Origin of the sequence: Nostoc parmelioides FACHB-3921 (genome assembly GCF_014696625.1) — a bacterium.
Lineage (GTDB): Bacteria > Cyanobacteriota > Cyanobacteriia > Cyanobacteriales > Nostocaceae > Trichormus > Trichormus parmelioides.
Window position 1 is genome coordinate 86,073 of the sequence record NZ_JACJQL010000006.1, and the last position, 15,437, is coordinate 101,509.

The following is a 15,437-nucleotide window of genomic DNA, read 5'->3' on the forward strand; positions in this document are numbered from 1 at the left end:
AACATTATTGTAAAAGACCTACATTCAAAAATAAAGATTCCTGAGCTTGTCTTCTAATCTACGCAAGTCAGTATGGTCACGGGAACAATAATCAAAATCGAGTTTCATACTCAAATAATAATTGACTTTCGTTTCCTAAATTAGTTGAGCCACGCACCAGAATTTCATCATTCAAACGATAGAGCAGGTTATAGCGCAAAGGTTCAGTAGTAGAAAAAGCTCGTGATAGAGAGACGGATAGATTGCGATTAAGGTTAAACACACCCTCTGCTGATAAATCGAGAACTGAAGCTCTTCTAGATTCCTGATTAGTGGTAGGGGTAGGAAAAATGCGAAATTCACTAAAACCAACAGCCTGTCCAATCGCCGTAATTGTGCCTTGCAAACCACCTAAAATAGTAGAACTAGCAAAATTAGTCAGCCCTTGTGTCGCATCGCCTTGAGCAAAGTCACTCAAAATCGAGCCACCCAGCAGACTAACAATTTCGCCTCGACTACGACGTGGTTCGCTTGTCAATTCCAGATTATTTGTTAATTCACTGGCTGGCCCTGTTGCTCTTGCTTGCACGCGAACGGTGCGTAGAGTCCCGAAATTATTTGCAGAAACATCACTGATTTCCGCAGAAAAAGGTGATTCTAAGATGCGATCGCTCCTAGTCGATGCTTCTGGTACAATTGCCACCAGTCGCACATCTAAAGTAGGGTCTAGTCCTTGATTTGGGCTAAACCGCGCGGTTTGTTCATAGCCCCGCGCCAAGGTAAACTCGGTTGTAAACAGGCTGACTCGTCCCCCCGTTAAACGGATGACTCCTTCAGGGAGAGGACTTGCTAACGTACCATTGATGGTTAAATCGCCTTCGGCATCAAAACTAAGTATCGGCTGACTAAAAACCTCTCCCCCTGGTAAAAAACCTAGTAGAGACTGACTGGTGACACGCACATCATCACCCAGATTCAACCGCAAATCTGCAAACTCTACGGGCAAATTCGGTCGAGTTGGTGGTTGCTGTGTGACTGTTGCTTCGGGAATATTGCTATTTAATTCTATAGTTGTGGCGCGAGCGTTAGTTTCTGGTGTCGCTGTTTGTTTTGAGTTAGCTGTAGTGTTACCAATAGTCACTTGACCATTGCTGAGTGTAATCTCACCACCAATTCGAGGTCTGAGTGCTGTTCCCCGAATCACAGCATTACCACTGACATCTCCTGTATATAAGCCTGCAACCTGGAAATTGAGTTGATTTTGGATTGCTACTGTTAGGGGATTAGTTACAGTTTCCCCAGTTGCAAAAATTGGCAAGCTTCCCGATGCAGATACTAAACCTTGATTATATGTGGCTTGAATCCCCTGGACATTCAACGTATCGCCATTAAACTGTAATGTGCCTGTAACGTTGGTGAGGGGATTGGCTAAAGCTTGAGTACCAATTGTTGCATTGGTAATTGTGGCATTACCATTAATTATTGGTTGCTCAAAAGTCCCTTGAACGTTGAGATTTACCTGTCCTTGACCATCTACCCAAGTGACTTGATTATTAGTCAAGACATTTAACAGCGCCAAGCCTTCATTGTTCACACTGGCGTTAACACTAATTTGATTATTATCTGGCTGCTCGGCAACGAAAGGTAACTCGGCTGGTATGCTACCTGTAATTGCAACGGGTTGTGTACCTGTTAACAGTAAAGTACTGTCAAAATCTACACGAGCATTGTTATAGTCAAAATTTAGTTGCCCTGTTTGTACAGGTTGCTGGTTAAAAGTTGTATTGGCTAGGGTTACTTCCCCAGTCACTCTGGGTTGTTGTAAACTGCCTGCTAAATTAGCGATCGCATTTACTTGTCCAGTAATATCTATAGGATATCGAGCGATGAATGGATCTAAGAGTGATAGAGGTAGGCTGTCTACTGTCAACTGTCCCGATAAATCCTCAGTGCCTAACTGTCCTGCAAAAGCCACCAATCCCTGATTTATGCCTATACGTAATGGTGAGAGGGTAACAACACCATCAGCAAAATTACCATTAGCGACGACTTCATTAATTGAGTAATCACCCCATCGCCAATCAGCGCCTTGAAAATCAAAGCCGACATTTAACCCAGTCCGCAACGAACCACTGGCGGTAATTGCCCCACTTAAAGCACCAGTTAATTCTGATAGGCTGGGTAAAGCTGGTGTTTGTTGTGTATCTGCTTGTTGTTGTTGTCTGATGGATGCTTGAATTTTGGCGAAATACTCTAACTGGGTTTGCAAATCTGCATTAGGTAAACGCACAGGTGTAGTGTTGAGTGCTTCTGCACCCGCCAGCGTTGGTAATTCTAAACCCCCACCAAAATCTCCCAAATCAAATATACTAAATGCTTGTAATAGATTTTCAACTCTGGTTTGATTTAAATTCGCTTGTAGTTGAAAGCTGGGGTCATTACCAGTTTGCAAACTGCCACTGACAGCAATGTTACTATCACCTAACCGTAATAACCCGTTCGCTAAACTAGCAGTACCATCAGCGTAGTTAATATTACCGCGAAATTCATCGGCTGAGGCTCTGGCAATCCGGGGATTAGCAATTGCCACATCCCCAGCTACGGCATAATTATTTAAATTAACAACTAAATTCCCCGATAACTCCCCACCTAAAGGTCTGAATTGATTATTAGGTAAAAAACCACTCACCAGAGCGATGGGGAACTGTTGGGCGTTGATAATTAAGTTATCTCCCTCGGTTCTACCTGTCGTGACAGCGCCAGCACGTTGGACTAAAAACGAACTGGGGCGATAATTAGCATCTAGGTTTAGGGCTATCTTGTCTTGTGTACCAGCTAGACGCAAACTTGCCCCTTGTCCTCCTTGAAAATTCACGTTACCAGTTAAAACCGGGTCAAATGCCAAACTACCGACATTGAAATTTCGTAGCCGGATATTACCGTTAGCCTCAGGAGTATTGAGAGTGCCGGTAACTTGTCCATTAAAATCGAGTAACCCTGCGATTGCTATATCTCCAGGGGTTTGAAAACCAGTTTTGCTGAGGTCAAAATTCTGCGCTTGGACATTCAAATTCAAGCCAGCGATTTGGGGTGTACCCGTTTGAGGTAATTGTACAGCGATCGCACCACTCGCACTTAATCCTGGAGTTGTGGCACGTTGTACTATAATCTGCTTGCCATTCCATTGAAATTGAGCGGTAATTGGTTGCGCCAACTGTGCCAACCCTTGAGAAGCATTGATTTGTCCTGCGGCGCGAATATCTGCTAGTTGGAAAGATGCTGTCGTCCCTGCCAACTGAATATTACTACTGAGTCGTCCTTGTAGTTGGGGGGAAAAGCGGTTGAGTTGAATTTGGTCAGCATTAGCCACAGCTTGCCAGCGACCATCATTTAAACTGACATTCCTCAGGTTAACTGCACCCCCAGCCACCCTCAAATTTGCTTGACCATTAGCTTGGATAGTTGAGGGTTGGAAAGAAGCCGTGCTACCTGACAAATTAAACACCGCATTGCTGATAACTCCCTGCAACTGGGTTGGTATCTGCTCAAATCGGTCGAGTTGAATTTGGGAAACATTCGCCACCGCTTGCCAACGCCCAGCATTGAGGTTGAAATTCCTCAGGTTTACTGTACCACCTGCCACATTTAGGTTTGCCCGTCCTGTAGCTTGGATGGTTGAGGGTTGGAAAGAAGCCGTGCTACCTGACAAATTAAATACCGCATTGCTTAACACTCCCTGCAACTGGGTTGGTATCTGCTCAAATCGGTCAAGTTCAATTTGGGAAACATTCGCCACCGCTTGCCAGCGTTGTTGAGCAACCCGACCTGTAGCCCTGATTGTACCTCCTGCCACATTCAAAACAGCACTAGGTAAAAGCAGATTACTTCCTTGTTGAGCAACAACAATTTCCCCTGTAGTGGGATAGGTAGCCGTTGGTGCTTGCACTTGTGTCACAGCCCGTAAATTGCCCAGAGTGCCAGAAACTCTAGCATTTGCCGATACATTACCAACTTTGATGGCTGCGTTTGTCTTCGCCAGTGCATCCCCTGGTAAATTTTGGGCTTGAATATTCAACGAAACGTCACCTTGGGGCGCAAGTTGGACTTGACCACTCCCGATAATTTGCCCCCCGGCTGGTGGTTGTACTTGAACACTAGAAATATTCAGTGCTAAAGGCTGTTGTCCCAAAGAACCAGTGATTTTTGCCTTAGCGGAGATATTTCCCACTTGAATAGGTGGAGTGATGCCATAACTACGTGACAGTATATCCCCTGAGACACCATCAGCTTGAATATCAAAATTGACATTACCACCTAGTTGACCTTGGCCACTTCCTGTAATTTGACCACCTGCGGCAGGAATTAATATTAAATTAGGTACAGCAATTTGAGTGGCATTTTTGGATACACTCAAGCGGAAATTAGTTTTTACGCCTGTAAATAGAACACGGTCAACTTGAATCGGTTTGATACTGCTGGCTGTACCACTCAGAATAGGTTGCTGTAATGCACCTTGGACTTTAATATCTGCTGTTACTTCTCCGGCTGCGGGGACTGGAGAATTTACCTTGAGAGTGTCTAAGAGTTGTTTGGCACTAACTGACTTGACTTGAGCCGCCAGATTAAAACCTGTTTGAGTATTAACTGTACCATTTGCCAACAAGGGAACCTGACCAAAGTTTGTCCTCAAATTCTCTAAAGCAATTGTCTGTCCTTGAAATATTAATCTGCCATTGGCGTTAGAAAAAGGTTGGGGAAGATTTTGAACTTTAGCTGTAACTTGATTGGTGTTGGCCGTTCCCGTAATCGATATTTCTGATTGATTTGCGGGAATCTGGGCTGCTAAGTCCGCGTCAATACGCCCAGATTGTAAGACAATGGGCAACTGAACTAAACGGCTGATATCTGATGCTAGTAAACTTTGTGCTACAACCTGAAGATTAGTAAGTTGTGTTTTTGGTTGTGTTTCACCGGAGATTTGAACTGTTCCTCCCCTGGTGAGTTGACCATTAATTTGATAACCTATCCTCTCATTATCAGGCGAAAATCGGGCAACACCACCGATCTGTGTTAATACTACCGAGCCTTGCGGTTTAGTTGGTGCGGAGGCTGATAGTAATTCAATATTCCCATCAACAATATTTAGGGTTTGTAACTGAGTCTGGATTGGCCCACTTCCTTCACCTGTCTTCACTTCAGCCGTCACCCAACGACCATCTTGATTCTGTTGGATATAGACATTTGGTCTAACTAAGGTGACATCTAATACTAGTGTCCGAGTGACCAGAATTTGCCACGGGGAAAACTGCACATCTACAGCTTGTGCTGTTACTGTGTCAGTATCAGTGGGAGTTGCTGGTATTGATAGAGAGCTAAATCGGAGACTGGAGAGTGTAAAACCTTCGACTTGACCTAATTTTATAGAACGTCCGAGCAATTGCTCTAGGTTAGTCTCAACTAAGGGTGCTAAATCGTTATATATATAATTTCTCGCCCACCAAGCACCAGTAGTGATTCCTGCTAGCGCCATGACTCCTAATACCAGACTGGCGCGTCTGGCAAGAATTAGAGATAAACGACGGTGATTTGGAGAGCGCGTCATTTCCGTTACTAAGTATTGTTATTGAGTAACAAATGATTTATTACCCCACAATAAAATAGTGGTTTTACGCTCTGGGAACAACTCTTTCAAGATAGAGTTAGTATTTCCCTCTAATGAGGATTGACAATTGGTTATTAGTCAACACTCACAACTTTAATTAGAAACTCTGGCGCAAGATGCCCCACCACCTCCGGGATCAGCGAAAACAGCCAGGGTATGATATTCTGGCGGGGTATCTTCATAAAGAACTTTAAAAGTATAAAGTTTGCTTTGACCTTGAGCTTCAGTAATTACTGTTAAAAGTGTATTGTCGGTACTCCGCACACCCGGAAGATTGAGTTTAGGAATCCGTCGCAGTTGAATAACATTAGCAGCTGAGTTTTTACAATCAGCACCGCTTTCTGGGCCAAACTGCATACACATGGGGCCGTCAAAGTCTAGTGTTACCTGAGAAGGGTCATTTAACCAAACTTTGCGAATCTTTTCACCTGCGGGAATAAAGCTCAGGTTTGTCCCTTGTTCGTACCAGACTTTGATAGTCGGGACTAATCCGCCTAAACCTTGTGCTTGGCAGGAAAAAATAGAACGCAGAACAGAATTTTCAGCTACAGCACGACTTCCCAGTAAAACGATCGCACCAGAAAAAATCCAAGTAGCTAAAGACAAGGGGGAAAAATTATTTTTAGCCTTCATGCAACGAATTACTTAAAGTTGTATTGGTTGATTGACATAAATTTCTACTTCGGTTCCAGCGCCAAGGAGCCAAACATTTGTTTGTTGCATCATTTGGGCGATCGCCTGTTGATTACGCTGGGAAATTTGCGGGACGACGGAGTTTAAACCACCTTCCACAATCCCGGCCGCTAAGTTGCGTTGGGGGTTACTGCTGCTAATTGTGGTTCCAGCACTAGTAGAAGTTGTTACTTGGGATTCTGTACGGTTAAATAACTCTGCGGCTTTAGCCACACCACCTAAAATAAACAAACCTGCATCCATCCCCGCAATAGATGAACCGCGATCAGGATATTGCCGTGCTAATAAAGGAGAACCTTGAGATCCACGAATTGCCAGTGCATTGTTAGGTATATCTCTTTCCGAAAGTTCGCCATTATTCTCCACAATCATTTTGGCGATGTTGAGTTGCATCACCCCTTGTTCGGAAACCGATCGCACTTCAGTTAATAACTCAGTATTGGCAGGTAAGGCGATCGTTCCATCCACGCCTTTAAGAGGTTCCCTTAGGCGAACAACAAACAAATTTTTATTTTCGTTGTTGTCGTCATTGTTGCCTCTCCCCCTGGTTGTTTCTCCAAAGACAGCTGTTGCCAACACAGCTTTTGCACTAGTTCCCACCTTCAATGATTGTGGACTGCGGGATTGCCTTTGACTGATCAGCGAACTTGGTGGTTGTGGCGGTTGTTCTCCATTAGAATTCGTGGTCGGCCGTGGGACATTAAGTGGCGGCGGACTAGAGACGGTCATACTTGGTTGATCTACAGCACTTGCTTGACCATAACTACCTAACTTAGCCATCCTCGACCATTCTTCCCAAGGATTGGGGGGGGTGGGTACAGAATTTGGCTGTGCTAAAGGTGGTGGCGGTAGTTGGGGACTTGGAGAACTAGCTACTGGTATTGGTGCAGGTGGATAGGGATTTTGAGCAGGACGCTCAATAATAACCGTGCGGGGTGCTGATGTAGACGTTGTTGGCGGTGCTACCCGTGTCACAGGAGTGTTAGTTGGGGGAACGGAAACCCTGGTAGCATTTCTGAGATTTTGCTGTGCGACTTTGACTGCCTGGGTTTGTTCAGCCAGTGCTAATTTAGTTTTTAAAGTTTCTACTTCTTGTTCCAGGTTTGGTTGTGAAGTGAAGTTGGTAGCTGCGGTTTCAGGCTGAGATACAGCTGCTGGATTCTGTGTTGGCTTTTGATTGTTAGCACTCATGAGCTGGGATAAAAACCCGCCAGCTATGACAACTAAGACTAAAGTACCCGTACCCACTAAGGCTAATTTAGCAAATGGGTTGGATGCGAGGGGTTGCTCTGTTTGTACCTCTTGTGGTGGTGCTGAGGATGGCTGGTTTGTTGGTGCTATCTCTGCCACCTCTTGGGTGGGTTCTGCTGCCAATCCCACTAATTTAGCCATGTGTGATTCCCAATCAAAGGCATCTACTTCAGGGTGGCTTAGAGGTTTTGGTTGAGTTTCGGGAGTGGTGGAGTAAGGAGTCATGGTTTATTAATTGAGAGTGGGGATTTAGTTAGAAGTTCCAGCGCAATTTGTATCTTGGATATCGCAGATATTGTAGATTTCTAAACGAGATTCCCCTAAGCGGAAAGCGGCTAAATGCCAAGGCTGGGGTTGAGATGGTAGAGAAATAGACTGTTGATCTATAGCTCGAACTACAATTTGTTTATTAAAAGGAATTGACTTACCTAAATTGTCAGAACCATTAAAAATTAATTGATTGGCAAACATTTCTACTTTCCATTGACCCTCACTAACTAGTTTTGGTTGCGAGATTTTCTGGATTACCAATACATGATCATCACCTCTATTAGTATTACCAAATTGGCTCAAAGAATTTAACTGATTAATTTCTGATAAAAATTTTGCTTGTAAATTATTAACTAATAACTGTGAACTAGCTTCCCAAATAGCTGCTGGTGGCTGTTTGCGTGACCAAGTAAGCATGAGGGTCATAGTTTCACCCACAAAGCGACGGACTGTTTCTGGATGTCGCTCTAAACTTGGTTTGGGGTCTGCTGTAATAGCATTACCATCAATAAGTTGTACCAAACTCCGGGGCGTTAGTTGACGATTTAATTGCTGTAACATCGACCCGTGGAACATCAGTAACAGTAAAGTCAACAGGTTTAACCCAAACGTCCCCACAGCAAACAGGGGTAAAATACTATTTTTTTTATTTTCTGGTTTAAGTAGCTGCATAAGTTTGGGGACTAATCAATTCAAAATTCAAAATACCCTACGGGAAGGCAAGCCTACAAAATTCAAAATTATAGTGACTTTGAGATGGTGAGGAAAAAATCAATAGCCTCTGGCTTATGTCCTACGTACCTCTGCGCGAATTATCTAATAAAGCTGCCGGATTCGCAGGGATAGGCTGCGTTGGGATTTGTGTTTTTATAGTCATCTAATAAACATAAATTGCGGATTTCATAAATTTCTAATTTGTCAGTGCGACTACTATAAATGGCTTTTTGTAAATCGGTACTATTTTCGGCTAAGGGATAAGGAAAATAGTCTACTGCACGTACTAATAAATCTTTATTGAAGGGAGTAATTGTTTTTCTGTTATCACTACCTTTGGTTTGAATTAGGTCAGCTACCATCCCCACCCGCCAGGTTCCGGGTGCGATCGCCACTGGGGGGTAAACTCGTTTAATGGTTAATTGTGCGGACATCGCTTGGGTAGGGTTGCTGGCAAAAACTTCTGGTGGGGTCATATCAGCGATCGCACTTAAGAAACCTTTGCGAAAATCCTCTGATAAGGCGAAACTTGCTACCCAGCTACTAGTGCTGACTCGCTGGCTACCTCCTTGTATTGTTCTAATCAATATTCCTGGGTCTGGCTGGGGTTTGGCGATGTCTTCCGCGCCTTGTGGTGGTAGAGTTCCCGACCAATTGAACATGGATATCATCGTTTTACTAACGAATTGGCGAATCACTAAGGGATCTCTAGCTAAATCGTCCGTAACGCCTGCTGGCTGACCATCGATTGTCTGCACAAAATTGGGGGGTTTGCGGATACTCAACTGGCGGATATTTAAGCCTTGGATGAGAAATATAACTAATACTAATAAGTGCAAACTAAAGGTGGCGATCGCAAAGGTTGTCAGAATACTAACCGTTTGTTTTTTCTGCTGTAAAAAATTGACCATTTTCCCCACCTAATTTATATAAAAATTCTATTTAATGTTAGAAGCTTAAACCCTACTATTCCCAATTACCCATTACCCATTACCAATTCTAGATTCTGTCCCTAACAATAGTTGCTGCATTACTAATACCATTAAATACTGCTACAGCCCCCAACCCTGCTAAAACTAAAGATAATAGTGGTGCTAAAACTCCTAAAAAGATCATAAACCACATCAAATCTGGATTAGCATTAGGGTCTTGTGCTGGGCCATTGACAATTACAGAAGCGGTGATGATGGCAATAATATTGAAGGACAGTTTGGCAATTCCTGCTGATAAAAACCCAGTTAACCATAGAAAAATTGGTTTACCAGCCACCGGAAGTAAGGAACCTCCAACAGCTAGCGGCCCTAAGACTGCTATGAGTAACATAGTTGCTTCTATGAGATTTTGAAAAGCATATTGCAAGGAAACCAGAAAGTTTTTAATACTAGTTTGGACTGTATTGCCTATCAAAGCACTAAAGTTAGTTTCCGATATATTGCCTGTACCAAATCTAATCTGATTAACTTGAGTTTCTAACCTAACTATCCAAGGTTTATTCCCATATAAATTTCTATATTCTCTCCAGAGATTATCTATTTTTTCACTAGCTTTAGTAAAGCATTGGGTTTGTTGTTCACCAGTTAAAGATTGACAAGGACGAAGTAGTGAACCAGCTACTTCTTCAGCAATACTCATGTTTAATGCTTGCTGATAAACTAGGTCAGCATCTGCGGTGGTAACCACTTGCTGATTGACCGTGTTAATAAAATTTCTGACACCTAATGTCAAAGTAGAAAGAAGACTACCATTACCTGAATTGCTTAACAGCACAACTACAATAAAAGGCCAAACAAGAGCCGATATTGGACGGGAGTATTCGCTGTGAATCATATCATTAAACCACTGGAGGACAAAGAATAATAAGGTTCCAACAGCAAAGAATACTCCTAGTTTTGTTAATGCTCCATATAAGTTATCATTGGTATTATTTTGTAATAAATCTAGCCATTGATTGTCCCAGCCTTCCGCAATACTACGAGCCGTTGCAGTACCGCTATTCAAGGTATCAGTAACGCCAATATCAGCTAGGAGTGTGTAAATCGGGAGTTTGATCATAATATTTATACAACTATATTCTCTATGTCTTTATGGCAGAAAATAATGACGATAGAAAAATAGATAAAGTAGTAGTTTAATTTTCATTTTTTCGCCCAAATAAATCGATTTGAGCGGTAGTTCTCAACAGCCTCGCTGCTTCTGTGGATGTGTCTACTCGCCGCGCCCGATTTGCTTCTTCCATCTGCTGAGAAATATTTGCCAGATTTAAATTAGAGTATTGTAAAGACTGATTTGCTAACACAGTTTGATATAAGTTTTCACTGATAATTTTTGATTGTTCAGTTTGAATTTTAATACTTTGCACTTGTAAGTCAGCTTGACTTTGAGCCGCATTCAGTGCTGGATTCGTAGCAGCCGCAGCAGTATTAACGGCTGTCTGGAGAATGCTAGCCAAACCTGATTGGATTTGATCAGTTAAGGCAGAATATTCCTCAATTTTGGTGATACTTGTTTCTGTATCTTCCAATTTTGCTTTCATTCTTCTTTGTCCATTTTTACCCAGTGTTCCTTCTACCGAACTCCGGGTGAGGTAACGATTAATTTCATTCGTTACTGAGTTGGAACGTATCGCTTGATTATTCTCAAATTTGTCAGGTCGAGAATTAAAAAAGATGATGTCTTTGCGAACCTGCTCACCAGCTGCAATAGGATTGGGTATATTCAAATCACCTGTTGCACCATTGAGAGCATTTTGACTGCTAGTTTCTAGAGGTTTTAAAGTTTCACTCAAGTTATATTTCAAATAGTTTTGCAAATCTGTGGAGTAGAATTGAAATTCAGTCCAAACTCTTCCTAGTTGTGCTGTAGCTGGCGCTATCAACAATCCCAGTAATCCCAATGTGAATAAAATAGTTTTTTTCATTGCCATCACCGTTCGTATTTTTTGATTAACTACTACGCAAACTAGCTACTAATTGACGGGCAAATACTGATATTGCTTCATATTTATTCCTGTAATCTTGCATTGCTTGTTGACGTGCTGTTTGCTCGTTAGGATTATTAGCAACTACTGCCAATTGTTCATAGCCTGGATAATAACGACAGAAGGTATGAATGCCGTTATCATCTAATAGCCATTGGCTATAAACACCTTCTTTGCGGGGGAAAAAACTTTCTGAGGCGTTACGTGCAATAATTTCTCTGGGATATTTGAGGATGCTAACGAAACTATCTACGGCAACTGGTTGGATACGACCAATTAATCTTGTGGTCAAGTTCTGTAAAATTTTGGATGAGGCTTTAGATTTGGCGATGGTGTCTGGGTCTTGTGCAGATAAAATAACCCTAATCCCCGCTTTAGCGCCGTTCGCACACATCCTACCTACTAAATCAGATATTTGATCAAATTCAAATAAAATTGGTGCTTCATCAATAAAGAATATGGAGGCTGGACTACTTAAGGCGCGGCGTAAGGCGGCTGAATAAGCACTTAAAGATAGTACGGCTGCATCTTCGTTATCTGAGAGGTTGCGTAGCGCAAACACCAAAAGTTGTGCGTCTGTAGGAAAGCTAGAGGGTGCAGATATGGCTTGTCCTACCCGGCTGGAAAGCCAAAAGCGTAAGCGCAGATGAATTTGACTGAGTGCATCTTCAACTCGGCCACTGACAGAATCTAGTTGCAGATGTTCTGGGGAGCAAAAATGTAGAAAATCGTGGAGAGTGGGAGTTTTTTGCCAGGCTGGAGTACCAAATCCACCAGCGATCGCCATTTTATATCTTTCTTGTATCCCTTGATCAGCGAAGAAGGCGCTTAAAGCCAAGTTGAGTAGGGAACGGACGGTTTGTGTTAATAGTTGGTTGTCGTTGGATGAGCCTAAAACCATTGTCATGAGGGCTGATTCCAAAAAGCCCGTATAATCGAGTAAGCGATCGCGTTGTTGTTCAGGATCGAGCGATCGTAAATCTGGTTGCTCAAATAAGTTATTTGATTGTCTAGAAATATCAAAATATGCCCCATTCCCTTCCATAAAATGGGCATAGTCGGTAAAGGTAGATGTGCCATCAGGTTTGGGAAAATCTAGGGCGACTACAGGAATCCCATGCGCCAAAGCCTGGGTTAAAATTCCTGACACCAACACTGATTTACCTGCGCGGGTAGTCGCAAACAAGGCTAAATTCTTGTGTTGGTTGAATAAATCTAACTGTACTGGTGTACCGCCTTCTTCGGCGATTAATTCAAAGCCGTGTTTATCACCAGCTTTGGTAATCACTAAAGGCATTAAACCAGGTACTTCACTAGTTAAATATAACTGGCGACGGTTGAAGGGTTTGACTAATAAACCTTCCCAAACGATAGGTAAAGATTGTAGCCAAATTTTCCAAGCATATTCAGTTTCTCTCACCACCCGCGCCGGACGTTGAAAGCAGTTTTCAATATACCGTGTGGCTTCATCTAATTTTTCAACGGTGGGACGATGGACAAAAATAGCCAACCCTGTGTAAATTGGTACGGCTCCTTCAAATAATTGTTCTTGGGCTGCGACGGATTTTCTCAATTTCAATTGAGCGTTAACATCTATCGTTTTGCTCTTCTCCTGAGCTAACATAGCCGTCATGTTCGACTGCTTCAACACTCTTTGCAGAGTAGTCTTCACCAAAGCTGGGTTCGCCGCCGTCAGCTGACAAACAATTTCTGTATCTACTACCGATTCCCTCGCCAGGAGTTCCCATAGGTAGCGTAGTTGGGCAAATTTATTCGGCCAGCCCCCTGGTTTTTCCAAAAAAGTCATCGCCCCAATGTAATTATTATTCACATTGACCCAACGGCGATCGGCACAAGGTACACCAGATTCCATCAACAGTGTTGTACTGTGGACATTCTCTATCAATAATTGCGTACTAGATAATTCTGAATGAGCTTGTTCATACAGTCCATTTTCATCCAGGGTTACTAATTGGGGAATTTCTATTGGTTGGGTATCATTAAACCTTCTCCAAACGTTTTCCCAAAGTTCCACCGCATTTAAAGGTTTAATATCTAAACCCATTTTGTTAGATAAAAGCTGCTCCCAACGGCAAAAGCCCTGTTGATAAGCTTTAGCAATGACACTTTCGATTCGTTGGTTTTGAACTTCTGCAATATCACCTTTGAACTTTAACCACCATCCTTCTGCTTTTCCTAACAGTTTTTCAATCCAATCATCGGCATTAGTGGAACTCGGTTCAATGGTATAGGTAACGTATATTTTCAGAAATTTTGGCTTACGAATTCCCGCAGCAGTAAGTTCTTGCGCCCTGGCTCTCTCCGCCATCAACAAATATTTAATATCTCTAGAGGGAGCGCGCCTAATCAAGTCTGTTAATTCTGCTTGCCTTTGTTGGTCTGAACTAAAAGACCCCATGTGCAGTGTCATTCTTTCCCCTTCGGGAATGTCTTTTAATCCAGATTCAATGTTATTAAAGATTGTGTCTATTTGTTCTTTTCTTAAAGTGGTGTGGATGCCTTTACATTCAAACCCAAAAACAAAGCAAAATTTATCTTTCTGAGTTCCTTTCGTTAAAATATAAGCGCCAATATCACGACCATCCAACGCGATGCGTAGCATGGTTGATAAATGTAACGCGTCTTCAAACGGCGTTAATCTACTTTCTTGTCCGGCGAGACCGATGCTTTGTTTTCCGATTTTTTGCTTCATAGTTAATTTCTAGCAAGCTGTGATAACGAGCAAAGCCTCTTGTCCAAGTGGGAACTCCAATAAACTTGCTTAAAAAGCGCCAGCTTCTACCGCCCGATAATATCCACCAAGTGGCCATTCCCCAACCAGCAATGAGAAAAGTCCATAGCCATCGTTGAAAGTCATCAGGGAAAATACCCCCAAAAATTCCATTGATGATGAAGTAAGCAGATAGACAAATGATTGTCCAAGGAAATATTTGGTCGGCAGGAATTGGCCCTAGTGAGGGCTGAGAGCCTAAAATTTGATTGACTGGGCGAAATTCTGGTTGCCGTTCCTCAGACATAAACAATCCGTAAACATTTAAGCCGTCATCTACTTACTAGTATCACCTATGACAAATCCTGTTAAAACATCTGCAATAGTGACAGCAATTACAACTAACAGGGGAGTCCTGGCAATACTTTGCCAATCCTCATCTTTACGTACTGCATTGATTACGCCAATGAGAGATACTGCAATATACAGTAAGAATATTCCCCGTAACACGTTAAAAATTAAACTTACTGCTGGTTGCGTATTAGTATTATTTGTAGTTCCTTGGGTTAATGTATTTTTGAAAAAACTTTCTGCCTTGCCAAAAAATTGTGCCTGTGCAGGAAAGGCGAAATAATCTAACCAAAATAAACTGAGAAGGACTGCTACTGCTGATATTTGGCATACAATAAGCCACCGTTTTGGTAAATGCAATTGTTGTCCAATTTGTTGAACTATTATAGCGGTTAAACTACCAAACAGTAAGCAAAAAAGGAGCAAGGGGCTTTTTAAGCTGATAACGCTTAAAAATATGGCGCAAGCTAACAAAAAGGGTACTGATTCTACTAATTTAACCTTCCATCCTGCTAGTACCAGCCCGATTTTATTAATATCTAGCGTTACGTTTTTTCTTAAATTATAGTATTCTCTTTGAGAATTTCCGTTCTTTTGAGACATCTACCAATTTTCCTACTAGCTGTTACAAACCCTGGTTGAGACTGTTGTTTAAACCTTGATAATTTATCATGTACTAACGCCTGTTATTCAAGAATTTATTAACTTTTAGTTACAATATTACTTCATGATATTATATATCGTTAAAAATTAGTTAACAATATCTTAACATTATGTTAAATGTATATATTTCCACCTGCTACACTTGT

At 42.2% G+C, this 15,437-nt stretch carries 10 protein-coding genes; all 10 read right to left on the minus strand.

What is annotated here, in order from left to right; translation table 11 throughout:
• Positions 1–91 precede the first annotated feature (91 nt).
• Positions 92–5,581 (minus strand): translocation/assembly module TamB domain-containing protein, encoded by a 5,490-nt coding sequence (locus tag H6G14_RS06635; RefSeq protein ID WP_190566303.1) that lies wholly within the window; start codon positions 5,579–5,581, stop codon positions 92–94.
• A 153-nt stretch (positions 5,582–5,734) separates the two neighbouring features.
• Complete coding sequence (locus H6G14_RS06640; RefSeq protein WP_011319628.1) at positions 5,735–6,274, minus strand: hypothetical protein; 540 nt, start codon at positions 6,272–6,274, stop codon at positions 5,735–5,737.
• Between the two features lie 12 nt (positions 6,275–6,286).
• On the minus strand, positions 6,287–7,810 hold the full coding sequence (locus tag H6G14_RS06645; protein WP_190566304.1) for a TrbI/VirB10 family protein: 1,524 nt from the start codon (positions 7,808–7,810) through the stop codon (positions 6,287–6,289).
• Between the two features lie 24 nt (positions 7,811–7,834).
• Positions 7,835–8,527: a hypothetical protein gene (locus H6G14_RS06650; RefSeq protein ID WP_190566305.1), complete on the minus strand. Its 693-nt coding sequence runs from the start codon at positions 8,525–8,527 to the stop codon at positions 7,835–7,837.
• Positions 8,528–8,667: 140 nt separating this feature from the next.
• Positions 8,668–9,480: a hypothetical protein gene (locus H6G14_RS06655; protein ID WP_190566306.1), complete on the minus strand. Its 813-nt coding sequence runs from the start codon at positions 9,478–9,480 to the stop codon at positions 8,668–8,670.
• 88 nt (positions 9,481–9,568) lie between these two features.
• Positions 9,569–10,621: a hypothetical protein gene (locus H6G14_RS06660; protein WP_190566307.1), complete on the minus strand. Its 1,053-nt coding sequence runs from the start codon at positions 10,619–10,621 to the stop codon at positions 9,569–9,571.
• Positions 10,622–10,697: 76 nt separating this feature from the next.
• On the minus strand, positions 10,698–11,486 hold the full coding sequence (locus tag H6G14_RS06665; protein ID WP_190566308.1) for a hypothetical protein: 789 nt from the start codon (positions 11,484–11,486) through the stop codon (positions 10,698–10,700).
• A gap of 25 nt (positions 11,487–11,511) precedes the next feature.
• The gene (locus tag H6G14_RS06670; RefSeq protein ID WP_190566309.1) at positions 11,512–14,259 is read right to left on the minus strand and encodes a hypothetical protein; all 2,748 of its coding nucleotides are present in this window, start codon (positions 14,257–14,259) and stop codon (positions 11,512–11,514) included.
• Positions 14,207–14,584, minus strand: a complete 378-nt coding sequence (locus H6G14_RS06675) for a hypothetical protein (RefSeq protein ID WP_190566310.1) — start codon at positions 14,582–14,584, stop codon at positions 14,207–14,209. The genes H6G14_RS06670 and H6G14_RS06675 overlap by 53 nt, the downstream gene beginning before the upstream one ends.
• A gap of 29 nt (positions 14,585–14,613) precedes the next feature.
• On the minus strand, positions 14,614–15,231 hold the full coding sequence (locus tag H6G14_RS06680; protein ID WP_190566311.1) for a hypothetical protein: 618 nt from the start codon (positions 15,229–15,231) through the stop codon (positions 14,614–14,616).
• Between the last annotated feature and the right edge of the window lie 206 nt (positions 15,232–15,437).